General features: G+C 62.1%; 13 protein-coding genes. 5 read left to right on the top strand and 8 right to left on the bottom strand.

Features of this window, described 5'->3' with window-relative positions; all coding sequences use genetic code 11:
* Positions 1-8: 8 nt before the first annotated feature.
* The 5 genes from E5675_RS10810 to E5675_RS10790 all read left to right on the top strand — a co-directional run bounded on the left by E5675_RS10810 (position 9) and on the right by E5675_RS10790 (position 5052).
* Positions 9-803 (top strand): hypothetical protein, encoded by a 795-nt coding sequence (locus tag E5675_RS10810; RefSeq protein WP_136174516.1) that lies wholly within the window; start codon positions 9-11, stop codon positions 801-803.
* Between the two features lie 316 nt (positions 804-1119).
* A complete protein-coding gene (locus tag E5675_RS10805; protein ID WP_247594575.1) occupies positions 1120-1509 on the top strand; it encodes a response regulator in 390 nt (129 codons plus the stop codon).
* The gene (locus tag E5675_RS10800) at positions 1506-2600 is read left to right on the top strand and encodes a YaiO family outer membrane beta-barrel protein (protein WP_136174514.1); all 1095 of its coding nucleotides are present in this window, start codon (positions 1506-1508) and stop codon (positions 2598-2600) included. Before E5675_RS10805 ends, E5675_RS10800 begins: the two co-directional genes overlap by 4 nt.
* Positions 2601-2935: 335 nt before the next feature.
* A complete protein-coding gene (locus E5675_RS21605; RefSeq protein WP_210727512.1) occupies positions 2936-3637 on the top strand; it encodes a HEAT repeat domain-containing protein in 702 nt (233 codons plus the stop codon).
* Entirely contained in the window at positions 3634-5052 is a 1419-nt protein-coding gene (locus E5675_RS10790; RefSeq protein ID WP_210727511.1) for a glycosyltransferase, read from the top strand. The genes E5675_RS21605 and E5675_RS10790 overlap by 4 nt, the downstream gene beginning before the upstream one ends.
* Here the strand turns inward: E5675_RS10790 and E5675_RS10785 are convergent.
* The 8 genes from E5675_RS10785 to E5675_RS21985 all read right to left on the bottom strand — a co-directional run bounded on the left by E5675_RS10785 (position 5040) and on the right by E5675_RS21985 (position 14157).
* On the bottom strand, positions 5040-5318 hold the full coding sequence (locus E5675_RS10785) for an Hpt domain-containing protein (protein WP_062902869.1): 279 nt from the start codon (positions 5316-5318) through the stop codon (positions 5040-5042). The genes E5675_RS10790 and E5675_RS10785 overlap by 13 nt on opposite strands.
* On the bottom strand, positions 5311-5691 hold the full coding sequence (locus tag E5675_RS10780) for a response regulator (RefSeq protein ID WP_062902870.1): 381 nt from the start codon (positions 5689-5691) through the stop codon (positions 5311-5313). The genes E5675_RS10785 and E5675_RS10780 overlap by 8 nt, the downstream gene beginning before the upstream one ends.
* Positions 5688-7712 (bottom strand): ATP-binding protein, encoded by a 2025-nt coding sequence (locus E5675_RS10775; RefSeq protein ID WP_168707848.1) that lies wholly within the window; start codon positions 7710-7712, stop codon positions 5688-5690. The genes E5675_RS10780 and E5675_RS10775 overlap by 4 nt, the downstream gene beginning before the upstream one ends.
* 380 nt (positions 7713-8092) lie before the next feature.
* Positions 8093-9514, bottom strand: coding sequence for a Shedu immune nuclease family protein (locus tag E5675_RS10770; RefSeq protein WP_136174510.1), 1422 nt, complete (start codon positions 9512-9514; stop codon positions 8093-8095).
* Positions 9515-9517: 3 nt separating this feature from the next.
* A complete protein-coding gene (locus tag E5675_RS10765) occupies positions 9518-10948 on the bottom strand; it encodes a response regulator (protein WP_136174509.1) in 1431 nt (476 codons plus the stop codon).
* Positions 10948-11835 (bottom strand): ATP-binding protein, encoded by an 888-nt coding sequence (locus E5675_RS10760; RefSeq protein WP_136174508.1) that lies wholly within the window; start codon positions 11833-11835, stop codon positions 10948-10950. The genes E5675_RS10765 and E5675_RS10760 overlap by 1 nt, the downstream gene beginning before the upstream one ends.
* A complete protein-coding gene (locus E5675_RS10755; protein WP_168707847.1) occupies positions 11828-13672 on the bottom strand; it encodes an AAA family ATPase in 1845 nt (614 codons plus the stop codon). The genes E5675_RS10760 and E5675_RS10755 overlap by 8 nt, the downstream gene beginning before the upstream one ends.
* A 197-nt stretch (positions 13673-13869) precedes the next feature.
* Positions 13870-14157 carry a helix-turn-helix domain-containing protein gene (locus tag E5675_RS21985; RefSeq protein WP_348769795.1) on the bottom strand — a complete coding sequence of 96 codons (288 nt, stop codon included), beginning with the start codon at positions 14155-14157 and terminating at the stop codon, positions 13870-13872.
* Positions 14158-14728: the final 571 nt, after the last annotated feature.

The raw sequence follows: 14728 nt of genomic DNA, 5'->3' as shown, positions 1-14728 counted from the left end.
GGGGCAGAATGGACAAGTTGAACCGCAAGCAGATCCACGCACGCGCCCGCGAAATTCTCGAAGAGCATTCCGGCGGCATCCGCTGGGGCGAGATTCTGAAGCTGATCCACGCCGACGCGCCCGACACGCCGCCCAATAGCATTCACGGTGCCATCCAGGTGCTGTTTCAGAGCTCGGACGACATCGTAAAGGTTGCTCGCGGAACCTATCAGTTGTCGAAGTTCGTCGACGAGGACGCTGCGGAGGCGATAGCCGCCGACGCGGCAACTGCGACCGCGCCCGTCGTTCCAGTGAAAAACGGTGCCGTTCAGGAAGCGCTGGCCGAGCAGGATTTCTACGCGAGCTTCGCGGAATGGCTTGTAGAGAACGACGAGGTCACAGTCGCAGGTGCGCTCGGTGGAAGCAGTCTTGGTGGGAAGTGGGGCACTCCGGACGTGATGGGTGTCCTGAAGCCTCGCGCCCAGGACATGTTCAAGTTCGAACCGCAGATTGTAGCCGCCGAGATCAAGGCGACGCCGAGCCAGCCTGTCGTCGCCTTCGGACAGGCGGTCGCCTATCGGCTTTTCTCGCACAAGAGCTACATCGTCGTTCCACGCACCACGAGCAGCGACGATATGAATCGGTTGAAGTCGCTGTGCAGCATCCACGGCGTCGGCTTGGTCGTCTTCACCCTGGACAAGAGCGAGCCGGACTATGGGGTAATCGTCCTGCCTGCCGTGGCTACCCCGGATATGTTCTATGTGAACAGCATGCTGGACCGATTAAAGGTGAGCGAACCGAACCTACTAAACCGATTGTTTTGAAACTGAAATGGCCGGTTGCGGTCGGGCAGCTTTCGGGCGGAAGAATCAAAAAGCGGACATACTCGGCAGACCTCGGCTTCGCGACAGGAATGGACTATTGCGGACATGAGGGTCTGTGGCTCGTCCCGGCGTCACGCACGACAGCACGCCGAAACATTCAGTGCTTCCAATCGCGGGCGTAGCCGAACAGTCCCAGTTGGAGACAGTAACGGCGCACCGTCAAGCCCACGGTCGCTATTATGCGTCCAATCGGCGCAATTACACCTCGGCACCGATGCAACGCGTCGCGAGCGACCGTATTGAGGTAAGGAGAAAAATGGAGGCGTTGCCAACGATGCAGACGATATTGGTATGCGACGATGACGAGTTGTTGGTAGAACTCCTCACGCATCGGCTTGGAGCGCGCGGCTACCACGTCGTCGTAGCAGCAGACGGCGGCGCGGCCGTCAGGCAGGCATTGGAATGTGACCCGGATGCCATCGTACTCGACATGATGATGCCCGTACTCGACGGCCAACAGGTATTGCGACGATTGAAGGCGGATCCAGCCACAGCCGCCATTCCGGTCATCATGCTCACCGCCCGGCGCCAGGAACAGGACATCGTCGGCACGCTCGAGCTAGGCGCCGACGATTATCTGGTAAAGCCGTTTATTCCGGAAGAGTTGATGAGCCGTTTGGCCCGCCTTGTGACGGCGCGTCGATGACCCGAATCTATTTTTTCGCCTTGGCGCTTTGCTGCACCACCGCAGCGCAAGCGCAGGATGCGCGGTCCACTGACTATGACATGGCTGTCGAAGCCAGGCTTGCCGGGGACGCGGCCCGCGCCGCTGCCCTGCTCGAACCGTTGATCGCAGCCAATCCCCGCAACAGCGACGCACAGGTCCAATTGGGGCTCGCGCGTATGGCCTTGGGTGAGTTGGATGCGGCGGAGGCCGCATTCCGCGCCGCGCTCGTCGTCGCGCCCGGCTATACCGACGCGCATGTCGGCCTCGCCCGGGTTGCGCAGCGGCGGGGCGATCGCGCCGCAGCGCTTCGCGCGCTGGACGCGGCGGGTGTGCAAAGTGCGGAGATAGCCGAGCTTCGTAACCAACTGGCCGACGCCTCTTCCGGTCCGCGCTGGCAAATCGATGTGGACGCCGCGTACAGCTGGCTCGACGGTCCCCAACCCGATTGGCGCGAGCTTGCTTTTCAGCTTCGCCGATCCGAGGGCCGAGCCGCAATCGGCGCACGGATCGAATATGCCCGCCGCTTCGCCCGCGGCGACGTCTATGGCGAAGCGCAGATCGACTATCGCGTGTCAGAGGCAGCCCGGCTCTATGCGACGCTGGGGGGCACGCCGAATGCCGATTTTCGTCCGGAATGGCAGCTCGGCCTTGGAGGATCGCTTCGCGTCAACGGCGGTCCCAACGCGACTATATTGACTCTGGATGGCCGGCAGGCCCGGTTCGCCGTAGGCGATGTCCAAAGTCTGACCCCCGGCATCGAACAATATCTCGGCGGGCGCTTCTGGCTGACGGGACGATGGATCAACCTGTTCGACGAACGCGGGACGCATCGATCGGGGTTCCTCGCCCGCGGCGATGTCCAGGCCAGCGACGCGCTGCGCCTGTTCGCGGGCTACAGCGACGCTCCCGACACCGATGAGGGGGTGGTGGTCGATGTCCGGAGTCTGTTCGGCGGCGTCTCGCTCGACCTCGGCCGTGATTACGCGCTCCGGTTCGCGGTCGCGCACGATGATCGCGAGACGGGAGCGGATCGTACGCAGTTGACGGTGGGTTTCGGGCTGCGCTTCTGACGATGCTGCGACTGATCTGGGATCTTTCCTTACTCCTCGCCGGTGCGGCGCTTGCCGTGATGTCGTTACTCGTCCTGCTCCGCGCCTTGTCCACTCGGCGGCGAGACCGGCTGCTTGCAGCAAGGCGGCGGCTTGCGCCGCTCCTGCTCGATACATCGGACCCACCGGGGGAAGGGATAGGAGGCATGGCAGATTCTGTCGTGACGCAACTGACCCTCGACCTTATCCAGCTCGTCCGCGGTGCCGAGCGGATACAATTTATCGGGAAGGCAGCCGAACTCGGGGTGCCCGACCGGCTGAGGCGTCAGCTGCGGTCGTTCTCGCGGCGGCGGCGGATGATCGCGGTCCAGGGCCTCGCCCTCTTCGACGATGCCTTATCGCGCGAAGCGCTGCTGGATACGCTCGGCGACCGCGACGACGAAATCCGGCTCGCGGCGGCCTTGGCGCTGGGACGCGGCGACAACCGCCCAGGGCTCGACGAGTTGGTCGCCCGTCTTGGGCTGCGGGACAATCGATCTTCGCTGCTGACGGTCACCCTGTTTCGTCATTATGCCAACGAAGCGCCCGACGAAGTACAAGCCATCGTGCTCGACACCGACCTGCCGCTATCCGTCCGCCTCGCCGCGATCGAGGCGCTGGCTGTGTCCGGCGATTATCGCCTCGTCCCCGCCATCGTCGAGCTCGGCCTTCGCGCGCCCGATGATGGCGAGGAATTGCCTCGATACCTCCATGCATTGGGACGTATCGGGCATCCTGCCGCGCGCGAGGCCGTGCTGGCGGGTCTCGCCAGCAATTCGATGCCCGCGCGCGTTGCCGCTGCAGGCGCGGCAGGCCGGATTGCACTTCTTGAAAGCGCCGATCAGTTGGCGGGCCTGCTCGACGCGCCGGAATGGTGGGTGCGCTTCCGCTCGGCAGAAGCGTTGCTTCAGCTGGGCGACACCGGCGTCGCCCGTCTACGGGAAGCCGCGACATCCGGCGGCGAAGCTGCACGCGAGGCCGCCACAACGATGCTCGCGGAACGGGGCCTTGCACCGTGATCGTCGTGCCGGACTGGTTGTTTCGCGCCGCCGAGATCGTGACACTGTTCGTGATTGCGTGCGGACTGATCCAGATCCTATTCTACATCGTCCAGTTGCTCTTCGCCGCCCTCGCACTCCATCGCCGACCGGCCCACGCCTCGACCAGCGCGCTATGGGACCTCTTTGGCGATATCGCGCCCTCGATCGCCATCGTCGCCCCTGCCTATAATGAGGAAGTCACTATCATCGAGAGCGTCGAGGCGCTGCTCGCGCTCCATTATCCCGATTTTGAAGTCATCGTCGTCAACGATGGATCGAAGGATGCGACGCTCCAGACCCTGATCGACCATTATTCGATGCGGCCCGTCGCGCGCTATCACGATCGCGCGCTTGCGCATCAGCCGATCCGCGGCCTCTACGCCGCGCCCGATCGGCCGCGCCTGTTCCTCGTCGACAAGCAAAATGGCGGCAAGGCCGATGCGATGAATGCCGGCATCAACGTCGCCCGGACGCCGCTCGTTTGCGTGATCGACGCTGATACGCTGCTCGAGCCTGACGCGCTGATGCGAGCCGTGCGCCCATTTGTCGACGATCCGGCGCGCACGGTCGCCGTCGGGGGAACGATCCGCATCGCCAACGGCTGCCGCGTCGAAGGGGGACGCGTGGTCGAAGCGCGCCTGCCCCGCAACTTCTTCGCCCTGATGCAGGTTGTGGAATATCTGCGCGCCTTCTTGATGGCGCGGCTCGGACTGAGCGAGATGCAGACGCTTTTGATCATCTCCGGCGCATTCGGTCTCTTTCGCCGCAACAGCGTGATCGATGTCGGCGGCTTCAGCGCGGACACGGTGGGCGAGGATATGGAACTCGTGGTCAAGCTCCATCGCCGGATGCGCGACCTGAAGCGCCCGTACCGGATCGTCTATATTCCGGAGCCGGTCAGCTGGACCGAGGCGCCCGAGACGGCGGCCATACTCGGCAACCAGCGGGCGCGCTGGCAACGCGGGTCACTTGAAACCTTCCGGACACACAAGGACATGTTCCTCAATCCCCGCTACGGCCGGATCGGCCTGGTCGGCTTCGGACAAGTGTGGATCGTCGACGTCATCGGACCGATCGTCGAGGTGGCGGGCTATCTGCTCGTGCCCCCGCTGTGGATGCTCGGGCTCATTTCGTTCGACTATCTGCTGGCGTTTCTTGCCGTCATTTTCACCTTCGGGGTCTTCATCAGCGTCGCGACGCTCATCCTTGAGGAAGTGCAACTGCGCCGCCTGCCGCGCGCGCGCGACCTGGTCATTCTCACCGCCGTCGCCGTGCTTGAAAATTTCGGCTACCGGCAGCTCAACAATTTCTGGCGGCTGCGTGGCTGGTGGCAGTTTCTGCGCAAGAAACAAGGCTGGGGCGACATGGTCCGCAAAGGCTTTCAACGATCCTGACGCAATCGATTCAGACGATCGAGCAATTCCGCGGCGAGATGTTCGATTTCGCCACGTGAGGCCTGAGCATCGATCGCTTCCTCCACCGCGCGGGCCGCGTCGCCGATCGCGGTGTAGCCGAACATCCCGGCACGCCCTGCAAGACTATGGCACGGCGCTGCAAGTTCCACCCACGCTTGACGCGCAAGGCATGCTTCAATGGCGTCGGCGATTTCGATCGCCTGTTCCACGAAACGCGCGCCGAGGGCGGCGAGGCGTTCATCCATTCCGTTCATCGAGCAAATCCCGCACCTGACCGGCCAGCGCCATCGGATCGAATGGTTTGGCGATCACCCCCGAGGCGCCGAGCGCGCGCAAATGGGCCACTTCCTGCGCCTGCGTCCGGGCGGTGATGAAAACTACCGGAATCCCGGCGGTCACGGGATCCTCTCTCAACAAGCCGAGCACGGTCGGTCCATCGAGTTCGGGCATCATCACATCGAGCAGAATGAGGGTGGGATTCCAGTCGCGCGCGGCGGCGATCCCCTCGCGGCCCGACCCACGGGTTTCGACCACGAAATCCGGATCGAGTTCCAGCGCCATCTGAGCGATTTCTCGAATGTCCGCTTCATCGTCGATGTAGAGGATCCGTATGCTCATCGACCTTTCTCCAGCTCACTTGCGCCTCCGATCCGTTCGAGCGTCTCGCGAACCAGAAGCTCGAGACTGGCCCTGGACTTTACCAGCACGAGGTCGATGCCTTCGACCGCCGCATCGACCTCTTGCGCGGTAAAGAGGATGATCGGGATCGCGCCCGATTGCTTGCGCAACGGGATGGCGAGATCGGTTCCGCAGCCGTCGAGCAACCCGACATCAAGGATTGCGCCGTCATAACGATGACGCCGCACGAGCCCGCGTGCTTGCGCCACACTGGGGGTCGAATGGACTTGGGCCCTGTCCTCGAACATGCTGGCGACGACGGTCAGCATGTCGGGATCGTCATCGACATGGAGAATGGTCGGCAGCGACGCGTCGTGCGCGCTGGTCTGACCGTCCTCTTTCTTCGGCGCCGCGCCCGGGAGTCCAGCCGTCGGCAGATCGACGTGGAAGACCGTCCCCTTGCCCTCTTCACTTTCGAAGCTGACCGAACCGCCAAGCCGGACGACGATTTCGCGCACAATGCTGAGTCCCAGGCCCGTTCCGCCCTTTTGCCGCGAGTCAGAGGCGTCGGCCTGCGCAAACTTGCCGAAAATCCGGCTCCGGAAAGCCTCGGGAATACCGGCACCGCGGTCGATTATGCTGATGCGGCTGCGCCGGTCCAGCGCTGTCACCCGGACTTTCACTATTTCTCCGCGCGGCGAAAATTTGATCGCATTGGAAAGAAGGTTGGACACCACCTGCATGAGCCGATCCTCGTCGGCGAGCACCGCCGTATCCGAGGCCAAGGGCTCGATGCGAATGGTCACGCCATACTCGCGCGCGAAGCCCGCCATCTGGTGCATCGCCTCGTTGAGGATCGGACCGAGTGCCAGCGGCCGGATGTCGAACGGCATTCGCCCCGCCTCGATCTTCTCGATGTCGAGGATATCGTTGATCAGCCGTACCAGCCGCGCGGCATTGCTGTGCGCGATCTCGACGAGGCGTCCAATCTTCGGCGACACCTCTCCGGCCGCGCCCCCGCTGATTAGCCCGAGCGATCCGGCGATCGACGTCAGCGGGGTCCGCAGTTCGTGACTTACGGTCGCCACGAATTCGCTTTTCATCTGCTCGACTTCGCGCCGCTCGCTGATGTCGCGGATCACCGCGAGAAAAAGTGTTGCATCCATGAGATCAACCGGACTGACGGAAACTTCGAGCGGAAAGCTGGTTCCGTCGCTTCGACGCCCTATGAATTCCTGAATTTGCCCGGGATTTGCTTTCCGGTTCGCGGAGAGGCGGCGAAGAAAGGTTTCGATCTGGCCACGGTCGGGCGCAATCTCGAACAGCGACCCGATGTCGCGGCGCAGGAGCGACGCCTGTGTGACGCCGAACATGGCCGCCGCCGAGGGATTCAGGCTTTCGATGCTGCCACTCGGGTTGAGAACGATCATTCCGTCTTTCGCGCTGTCGAAAATCGCCTCCTGCCGGGCTGCAAGGTCCTGCGCGCGGCGATATGCCTTGTTTCGCGCTGCCTGACTGCGCGCGATCAGCACCGCTGACAGCGCGAGCAGCAATATAAGCCCGACCAGCAAGACAAAGGTGCGCTGGCGAAGGGACTGGCGGGCGGCTTCCGCAACGGCGGTACGCCTCTCGAGCCGCGCGCGCTCAGCCTCAGACATCCGCGCCACAAGTGCCCGAATTCGGTCCATTGACGCCTTGCCTGCGCCGCCGGCGATCAAGCCTGCGGCTGCGGCGCGTCGTCCTTTTTCAACTTCGTCGATCGTCCGCGAAACGAAACGCCGCTTTTCGGCCGACTCCCGACGAAGTTCGGCAACCAGCACGGCTTGTCCCTGGCCTGCCAGTTTCGCGAAGGATTCGAGGTTGGCGTCGATGCTTTCCTCGGCATTGAGATAGGGCTGAAGAAACCCGGCATCACCGGTGATGACATACCCGCGCTGGCCGAGTTCGATATCGAGATGCCGGTTCAGGACTGCTTGCAACGCGGCTCTGGCGTCATAGGAGTCCGAAACGTCCTGCCGCAAACGGGCATTCTCCTCAAAGCCCCGGTCGACATCGATTGCGAGGAAAAGGAGGATGAGGAGCGCTGCGACGCACGAGCCAGCAAGTAGACCGTTCGCGATAATTGCGCGGTGCCAACCCGACATGGAAATCCGTTCTAAATCAAATTACCAGCTGCAATGCCGAATAGATACCATGCCCTTTCGCCGACTGCACCCCGTGATGATTCAAGACATATCGCCGGACGCCCCGATGGCAATTGGCCGGAAGGCGTCTGTCCGGTTCGGAACCAAGTCGAGGGTATAGCTGACATTCACGCGGCGGCGGCTCCCGACCAACCGCAGTCGTTTCGGATCAGTTTGCGATGACTGCTACTCACAGCCACAGACCACCTGTCGGATGCTTAGAATGGGGCCTCACCGTTCGTAGGCAATTCTGCCGATGGGCTTAGCGCAGCGTGGATCTCCTCCAACCGCGCCAAAAGCTCATCGAAGGTCAGAAGGGTGACGCCGACCAACACATTGCGTAAGAGCTCCAAAGACTTCCGCCGGGCCCGATCACTCGGTGTCACCCCAGCGACGATGATGCATCGCGTGCCATAGTCGTGAATGTCATATCGCTCGCTCTGCTCTTTCAGGTTGGGCAACTCGCGCTGGAGCGTCATCCGCTGATCGAGAACTTGGGCGACTGTTCCGCTAAGTTCGGTCGAGGCCGCGAAGACGTCGTCACCGCGATAGGGTGACCCACCCAATAGGTCGGTCGCGGGCTTCTTGATCTCGACGACCGCAAGGTTGCCGGTCGAGGCCGATGCGCAGAGGAAGTCGGTGATCTTGCCCCCGCGGCCGCTTAGCCGCTTGCCACCAGCATAAACCTGTCCCTGCACGACTATCGTCGGCACTGCGAATGCGAGGCTTAGGATAAAGGGATTTTGCATTAGGAAAGCCTGCCACCGGCTCTCGGGCAAATTCTTGGCCAGCATTTCTCTAAAATGGTTGATAAGCTGTTGAAGGGTGACTTGCTCGATTTCGCCCTTGAGCGAAAGAAGGGCGTCCGTGTCCGACTGTGCCAGCGCTTCCAAATTGGATCGCACCAATCCGACCGCGACCCGCCTGTCTCGCTTCGAGAGCTCCACCCTATCCCGACCGCCACTGGTCGCGTCGGCCAAGGCGTCCGCCCGCAGAGTCTTCTTCAAGCGCGGAAACACCTGCGGGTCCGCTGCATGGAACAGCATGTGATAGGCGTAGTGGTCCTTATCCCGCTTGGCATCACGTTGATAGCGGGCGCTGATCCGATTGATTTCTCTGCGGATCTCATGGAAGCGCCGGATACCCAAGATGAAAAATGGCGGGTCGAGCGTAGCTTCGTCGCCGCCATGCACGATCATCAGCGTGATCTTGTTCTGCCCGGCGAATGCTTCGGGGATGGCTCGATACTCCCAGAGCAGCCCAAGGCCGAAGCGGAAGTCCTTCGCGAACCCATCGGGCAGCCCCTCAAGGATTGCCTCCACATCTTCGACGGTTTGGGGCAGCTCATAGGGCCGGTCGACCCTACGGCTGACCGCAATGGAATCGAGATGGCCGTACTTGGGGGTCAGATAGTCGTCTCGGCCCTGCCGAACATTCAGCGGGAATATCCGCAAGGAGTTGGGCGTCACGTTCAGAAGCCGCTCTATTGGATACGAACCTGTCCGGTCGTCAGGCGGAGTGTCGGTGAAGAAGACATCTACGCTGAGGCCGTCGTCCTCCTCCGATGGCTCTATCAGAAGAAACGGGCCTCCATCCGCACGTTCGCGCTGGTTGAAGACGGATGGTCGGACAGATGGCATCGACTAACCGCCTCCCCCGACCAGCCCCTCAATGCAGGAATTCACGATCTCTCGCACCAGCGCCTTGTCGGTATCGCCGTATTTCAGTTGCCGAAGGGCGTAGCTGTACGCGACTGCCAGAACCTCTTGAGGTGAGGCGGCGACGCTCTCCGCCCAAGCACGACACGATCTGATAAAAGGTTCGTAAGCGGCGCCGGCGCAATAGGCATCGAGGTCTGTCCACTGGCGCGCCTGCGCCTCAGTCGGCCATCCCGCGCGGTCCGGTGCGTCCTTATGGAAGATCGTGCTGAGATCCAGCGCGATTGGGTCGAGCGCCGCGAAAGCCCCTCCGGTGCCCGGGTAGTCGATGACCATCGGCCGCCCGCTTTCATCGTACAAGACGTTGCCGCAATGCAGATCGCAGTGCTGAACACAGCGCGCGACGTCGATCTCCAGATTCTCGACGGTCGCCAAATCGATGTCGCCGAGATGATGGTTGTGCATTTGTAACGCCACGTCGCCGATCAGGGCCCGTCGAACGGCTGCCACGCGTACCCGTTCGACTTGGCGCGCGCCATGCCATGTCGCTTGATCTTGCCGAAGTCGTTCAGCGGCCGCAGCGGCGGCAGCTGGATTGGCCGTCAGCTCATCGAACAATGATCGGACCTCCGCGCCGACGACCTGATAGAATATGCCCGCGAATCCGGCTGCTCCGTGGCTGAACTCGGCCGTCACCGGGGGGAAGGCGCCGTTGGCGAGCTTCACTATCTCCGTCCGATATTTCTCCCGCTCGGCAGCGATGTCGTCGAAACCTCCTATTCTGGCCACCGACATGATGATGACTGCGCCCGCAGCATTGAGCACCGAGACGCGAAAGACCCGCGCGCCAGACAGACCGCCCTGCAACACCCGGACTTCGACTTGCGCACCCTGATGCCGCCGGCCGAACAGTTTGAGAAGGCGGACCTCTTCGGCCCGCAGATTCGCGGGTGTGCCCACCTGAACGAGATTGATGCCGTCGGTCTGCTGGACCTCGCCACGAAATCCACGGACGGCCGCGACGCAGTCCGTCATCTTGTCCTTCCAGAACACTTGGTAGAGCGCGTCTTCCCGTCCACAAGAATGGATGTCGCCACGCTTGCCGTGCGTGTTTAGGACTTCAGTCGGGAAATCGGCATCGACAGTGCCCGTCAGAAACCAGACGGATGTGCCCGGTTGTTGCTCCAAAATAGCCTGAAAGACGGCCCAGCCATGATCCTGATGGTCGTCGAGGAAGTCGTCTTCAGTCGGGATGCGGCGGTCGAGAATGACGACGTCAAAATGCTCCTCGCCGAGCGCAGCCACCGCACCAGCTTTGCTTCGCTTCCAACTTAGCTCGCAGCCGTCGATCGCTCGGATCGCCTTCTCGATCACTTCTGCGAAGTCGATCTTGTCCTCGACGAGCAGGATGCGCATCAGGCTACCGCCTTCGGCCAGCGCATCTCGAACCTTACACCGCGTTCGCCGGGGATGAGGCGAACACTTCCGCCCAGCGACGTCATGGCCTGCTGGGCGGTCGCCAGCCCCATGCCGAGATGGCCGGCCTTGGTGGTCGATCCGATCTCGAACGCACGCAACAGGCTGCCCCTGAATCCAACACCGGCATCGACAATCGCGATCCAAACGTCGATGTCGGTCGTGCCCCAATTTACCGTAATCTCGGGGTAGCGCTCCTCCTCGATCGGCAAGGCAAGGGTCGCGTCGATGGCATTTCGAAGCCCGTTAACAAAAGCCAAGCACACTAGGCCTTTGTCGCCTTCAACCACTGTCTCCTGCGGGCCGGCGCGCAGGACGCCGAGCGGCTTCTGGCCTACCTCCTCGGCGATCCACGCGAAAATGCATTGGGAAAGCGCAAAGTCCTCAAGCTTCGGTGCGCTGGCGGCCTGACGCAGCCGTGCGAGACCAGCCACTAGGGCTTCCATCCTTTCGAGGCCGCGCTTCGTGTCCGACCCCTCAAAGTTTGCCATCTCCGTTTCGGCCGATAGGCGAAGCGCGCCGAGGATCGGCTCGATCTCGTGGATGATCTGCTTGGCAGTAGTTTCCAATGCATCCGAATAGATTTGGGCGGTCTGGTCGGAAGAAAGCTCGACGCGCTCAGGGCCGGGCGTAGCGCTGTCTGTCGGCCGCGCCCGCTGGAGCGCCCGCTTCAATGCGCTGCTGACCCAGGCCACAGTTTCTAAGGCGAGGGCACCTTCAATCAGCCCAATCTGTTTGGCGTCGGCATGTTCGGCCAGATGGCGCGCAGCATCGAGCCGCTCGCGTGGATCCGTAGACCCCAGCTTGCGCGCCAGCTCATTATTCACCGCGGCTCTCGGCATAAAACGCGGCCCGTCGCTGGAACGCTTCTCGACCGCCCTCCATGATATTCGTTATCGATTTCACCACGGCAACATCGTCGAGTGCGCCTGCGACCTGTACGAAGCACCGATCACCATCGGACTCGAGGTGTGCGACGAAGTCGGCGCTGCCTAGAACCGGAATGTTGGGATTGTGCGTAGCGATAATCGTCTGCGCCGAACCGCCCCGTGTGCGGATGGCCTTGACCAATGTCCCGACGACAAAGGCGTTGTCTAGATGATCCTCTGGCTGGTCGAGAACAATGATGCGCTCATTGTGTTGCAGGATGATCGGCAACACCGCCGTGCAGCGCTGGCCCATCGACAAGAAATCTGTGCTCTTGAAGCTAGTGCCGTCGAGCAGCTCGATGACCACCTCGTCGCCGACCTCGGTGACCAGAAGTTCGGCGCCGGCATCGCCCCGCAGCCCCTCGGCAAGCCGCAAAGCTCGCTCCTCGTTGATCTCAAGGGCTTTGCTGATGACTGAGACCTCACCCCGCTCGGCGAGGACAGCAATTTCTTGCGGACTGAACGTATCGGCGATCCGATCAGCCAGTTCGCGATACCTCAGGCCGCTGCCGCGCAGCGCGGCATTCAACACACTCACGTAGGCGCGGTAGTCCGCGAGCGGCTTCACAGTGACGCGGATCGACGGCGCTAGCCCCGCAGTCAGGCGGGCGGCGGTCTGCTCGCGACCTGCCGACAGCGCGATATTTTGAGCGTGCATCTCATCGAGAGCTGTTTGTCGCTGCACGTGCAGCCGATCGATACGGCCCAGCCTTTCCGTTTGTAAGTCGGCCAGCGCAGTCAGCGCGGCGATTTCCTGGCTGAGGTCTGCAATCTGGCGGTCGAGAACGCTCGCGCCCTTTTGCTGCTCCTCGATCTTCTGGCGAACCTCGCGGCCCTTGGCCTCAAGCGCGGACTTCTCCTCGCTCGACTTCCGGCGAAGCGCCTCCAGATCGTCAATGACCGAACGATATTCCTTGATTACGGCGGTCAGACGCTCATGCGCCGTTTCTAAGCGCTTGCGATGTGGCTGAAGCTGATCAGGCGTCATCGCTTGTGCTGGCCAGGACTCAATGGGGGGCTGGCGGCCCGCGACGAGGTCGAGATCGTCCGCCCATTCGCTCAGGTCGTCGGCCGACCGGCCGATTGATCCGGCACGAACGGTGGCCGCGCTCGTAAGAGGGGTCAGTTCATCAAGCTGCTTGCGCAGTCCATCCAGTTCAGCGCTGCGGGCGCGTTGAGCGGCGCCCTGCTTCTGAAGGTCGGCAAGGCGCTCCCGCAATTTTGGCAGCGCCAGTAGCTTTTCACCGATGTCCGCTACTTCAACCAAAAGGGTTCGGATTTCGGTCGATGCGGATTTGATCCGCGCATGCAGCGGACCGCGCTTGGCCGAAGCCGCGCCGCGCCCAGGGAAAAAGCCGTCGACCAAGCGCATGCGCGACTGTGATTGCGCACCAATCTGCTCGACCTCCTTTTGCGAGAACACGAATGGCGGCGAGATTTCCCTCGGACAATTGTCGTCGGCGTCGGTAGCGATCCGAGACACCTCAATCCGATCGCTTCCGTTTGTGAGGGTGATCACGACCTTACCGTCGCCCAGCACCCCCAGCGCGTGCTCAAGCGCGTCTTTGCCGATGGCATCCGAGGACGAAGGAGCGCCCAGGCAGAAGCGGATCAACTCGATTACGGAGCTTTTGCCTGTGCCGCGACCGCCGATCAGGACGTTCAGGCCAGGACTAAGGCTTTGGTGGAATCCATCGAGCGATCCCCCCTCTATTCTGATGGACTCGATCCACACTCCCGAACGCCTTCCCCGTTTTAACGAACCTATCCCGGTGTAGCGTCCTTATGGGCCTGCCGGAAGCCATTGAAAGCCGACGTTCCCGATCGCAGCGCCAATCGGCCGGAATGTCCCAGCCTCGGTCATTAGCGGACTGACCGTTCACGGGCGCGATAAATGCCAAACTGAACGGCCTGGATCGGGCGCGAAGCTGCCTAATCCCTCTCGAACAGGGGAATGGAAGCAAAATCGTTGGCCGTGCGCCTGCTACGAGATTGCCGATCAGATTTCCGTACTTCATCCTGATCGCTGCGGCATCGGATCGGCGCCGCCGTCCGGCTGGTCGAAGTGCCGCGCTGCCGCTCGATCAAGTCGCGAAGGCTTTCCGTCAGGACCAAGGTCGCGGCGCCCATCTTAACGATCTCGACTTCGCCTCTCGCGATGAGAAGGTAGAGGGAACTGCGACTTATGCCCGTGAACCGACATGCGTCCGGAATCCGCATGCTGATGGGCTCGATGGCAAGCGGTGACGACGGTGATGGGGCAGGGGATTGGAAAGGCATAACGGCGCTCTCGCTGGACAACGGAGACGGGCGGCCGGAAGGGGCGCCACCCGTCGCGCTCGATTATCCAGATTTGTGCTGCGCCATTCCACACGACGTTTGTACGCCAACGCCTGTTTTCCTGCGCCCGGCTGCCACACCTCGACCGAATGAACACCTTTGATTGTCGCTGGACGGCTCGGCATACGGAAGTATCGGGACGCATCTCGGACGCGGGCCGAGTGCCGGTGACCGCGGCAATAGCCCAGAGGGCGGGGCGACAGGTCACCCTGACGCCAGTTCCGCACTGCCAATTCGCGCGCGGCTGATCCGCCCCTCGCATCATTTTCCTCCGCCATATTCTTGTCCAGCGAGAGTGCGATGCGCAGCCTCGAAAAGTCGCAGAAAAACGTCAGTTTGCGAGAGCGAGGCAGCGCGCGCTGCCGGATCGCACCCTCGAAAAGTGGCAGAAAAGCGCTATGCACCCGTGCGTAAGGTGTGTGATTGTAGATTGTGGGTCCGATGCGGAGCA

It is taken from the genome of Sphingopyxis sp. PAMC25046, from assembly GCF_004795895.1.
GTDB lineage: Bacteria > Pseudomonadota > Alphaproteobacteria > Sphingomonadales > Sphingomonadaceae > Sphingopyxis.
The sequence above is the reverse complement of the archived record's forward strand: the minus strand, read 5'-3'. Positions and strand labels throughout refer to the sequence as shown.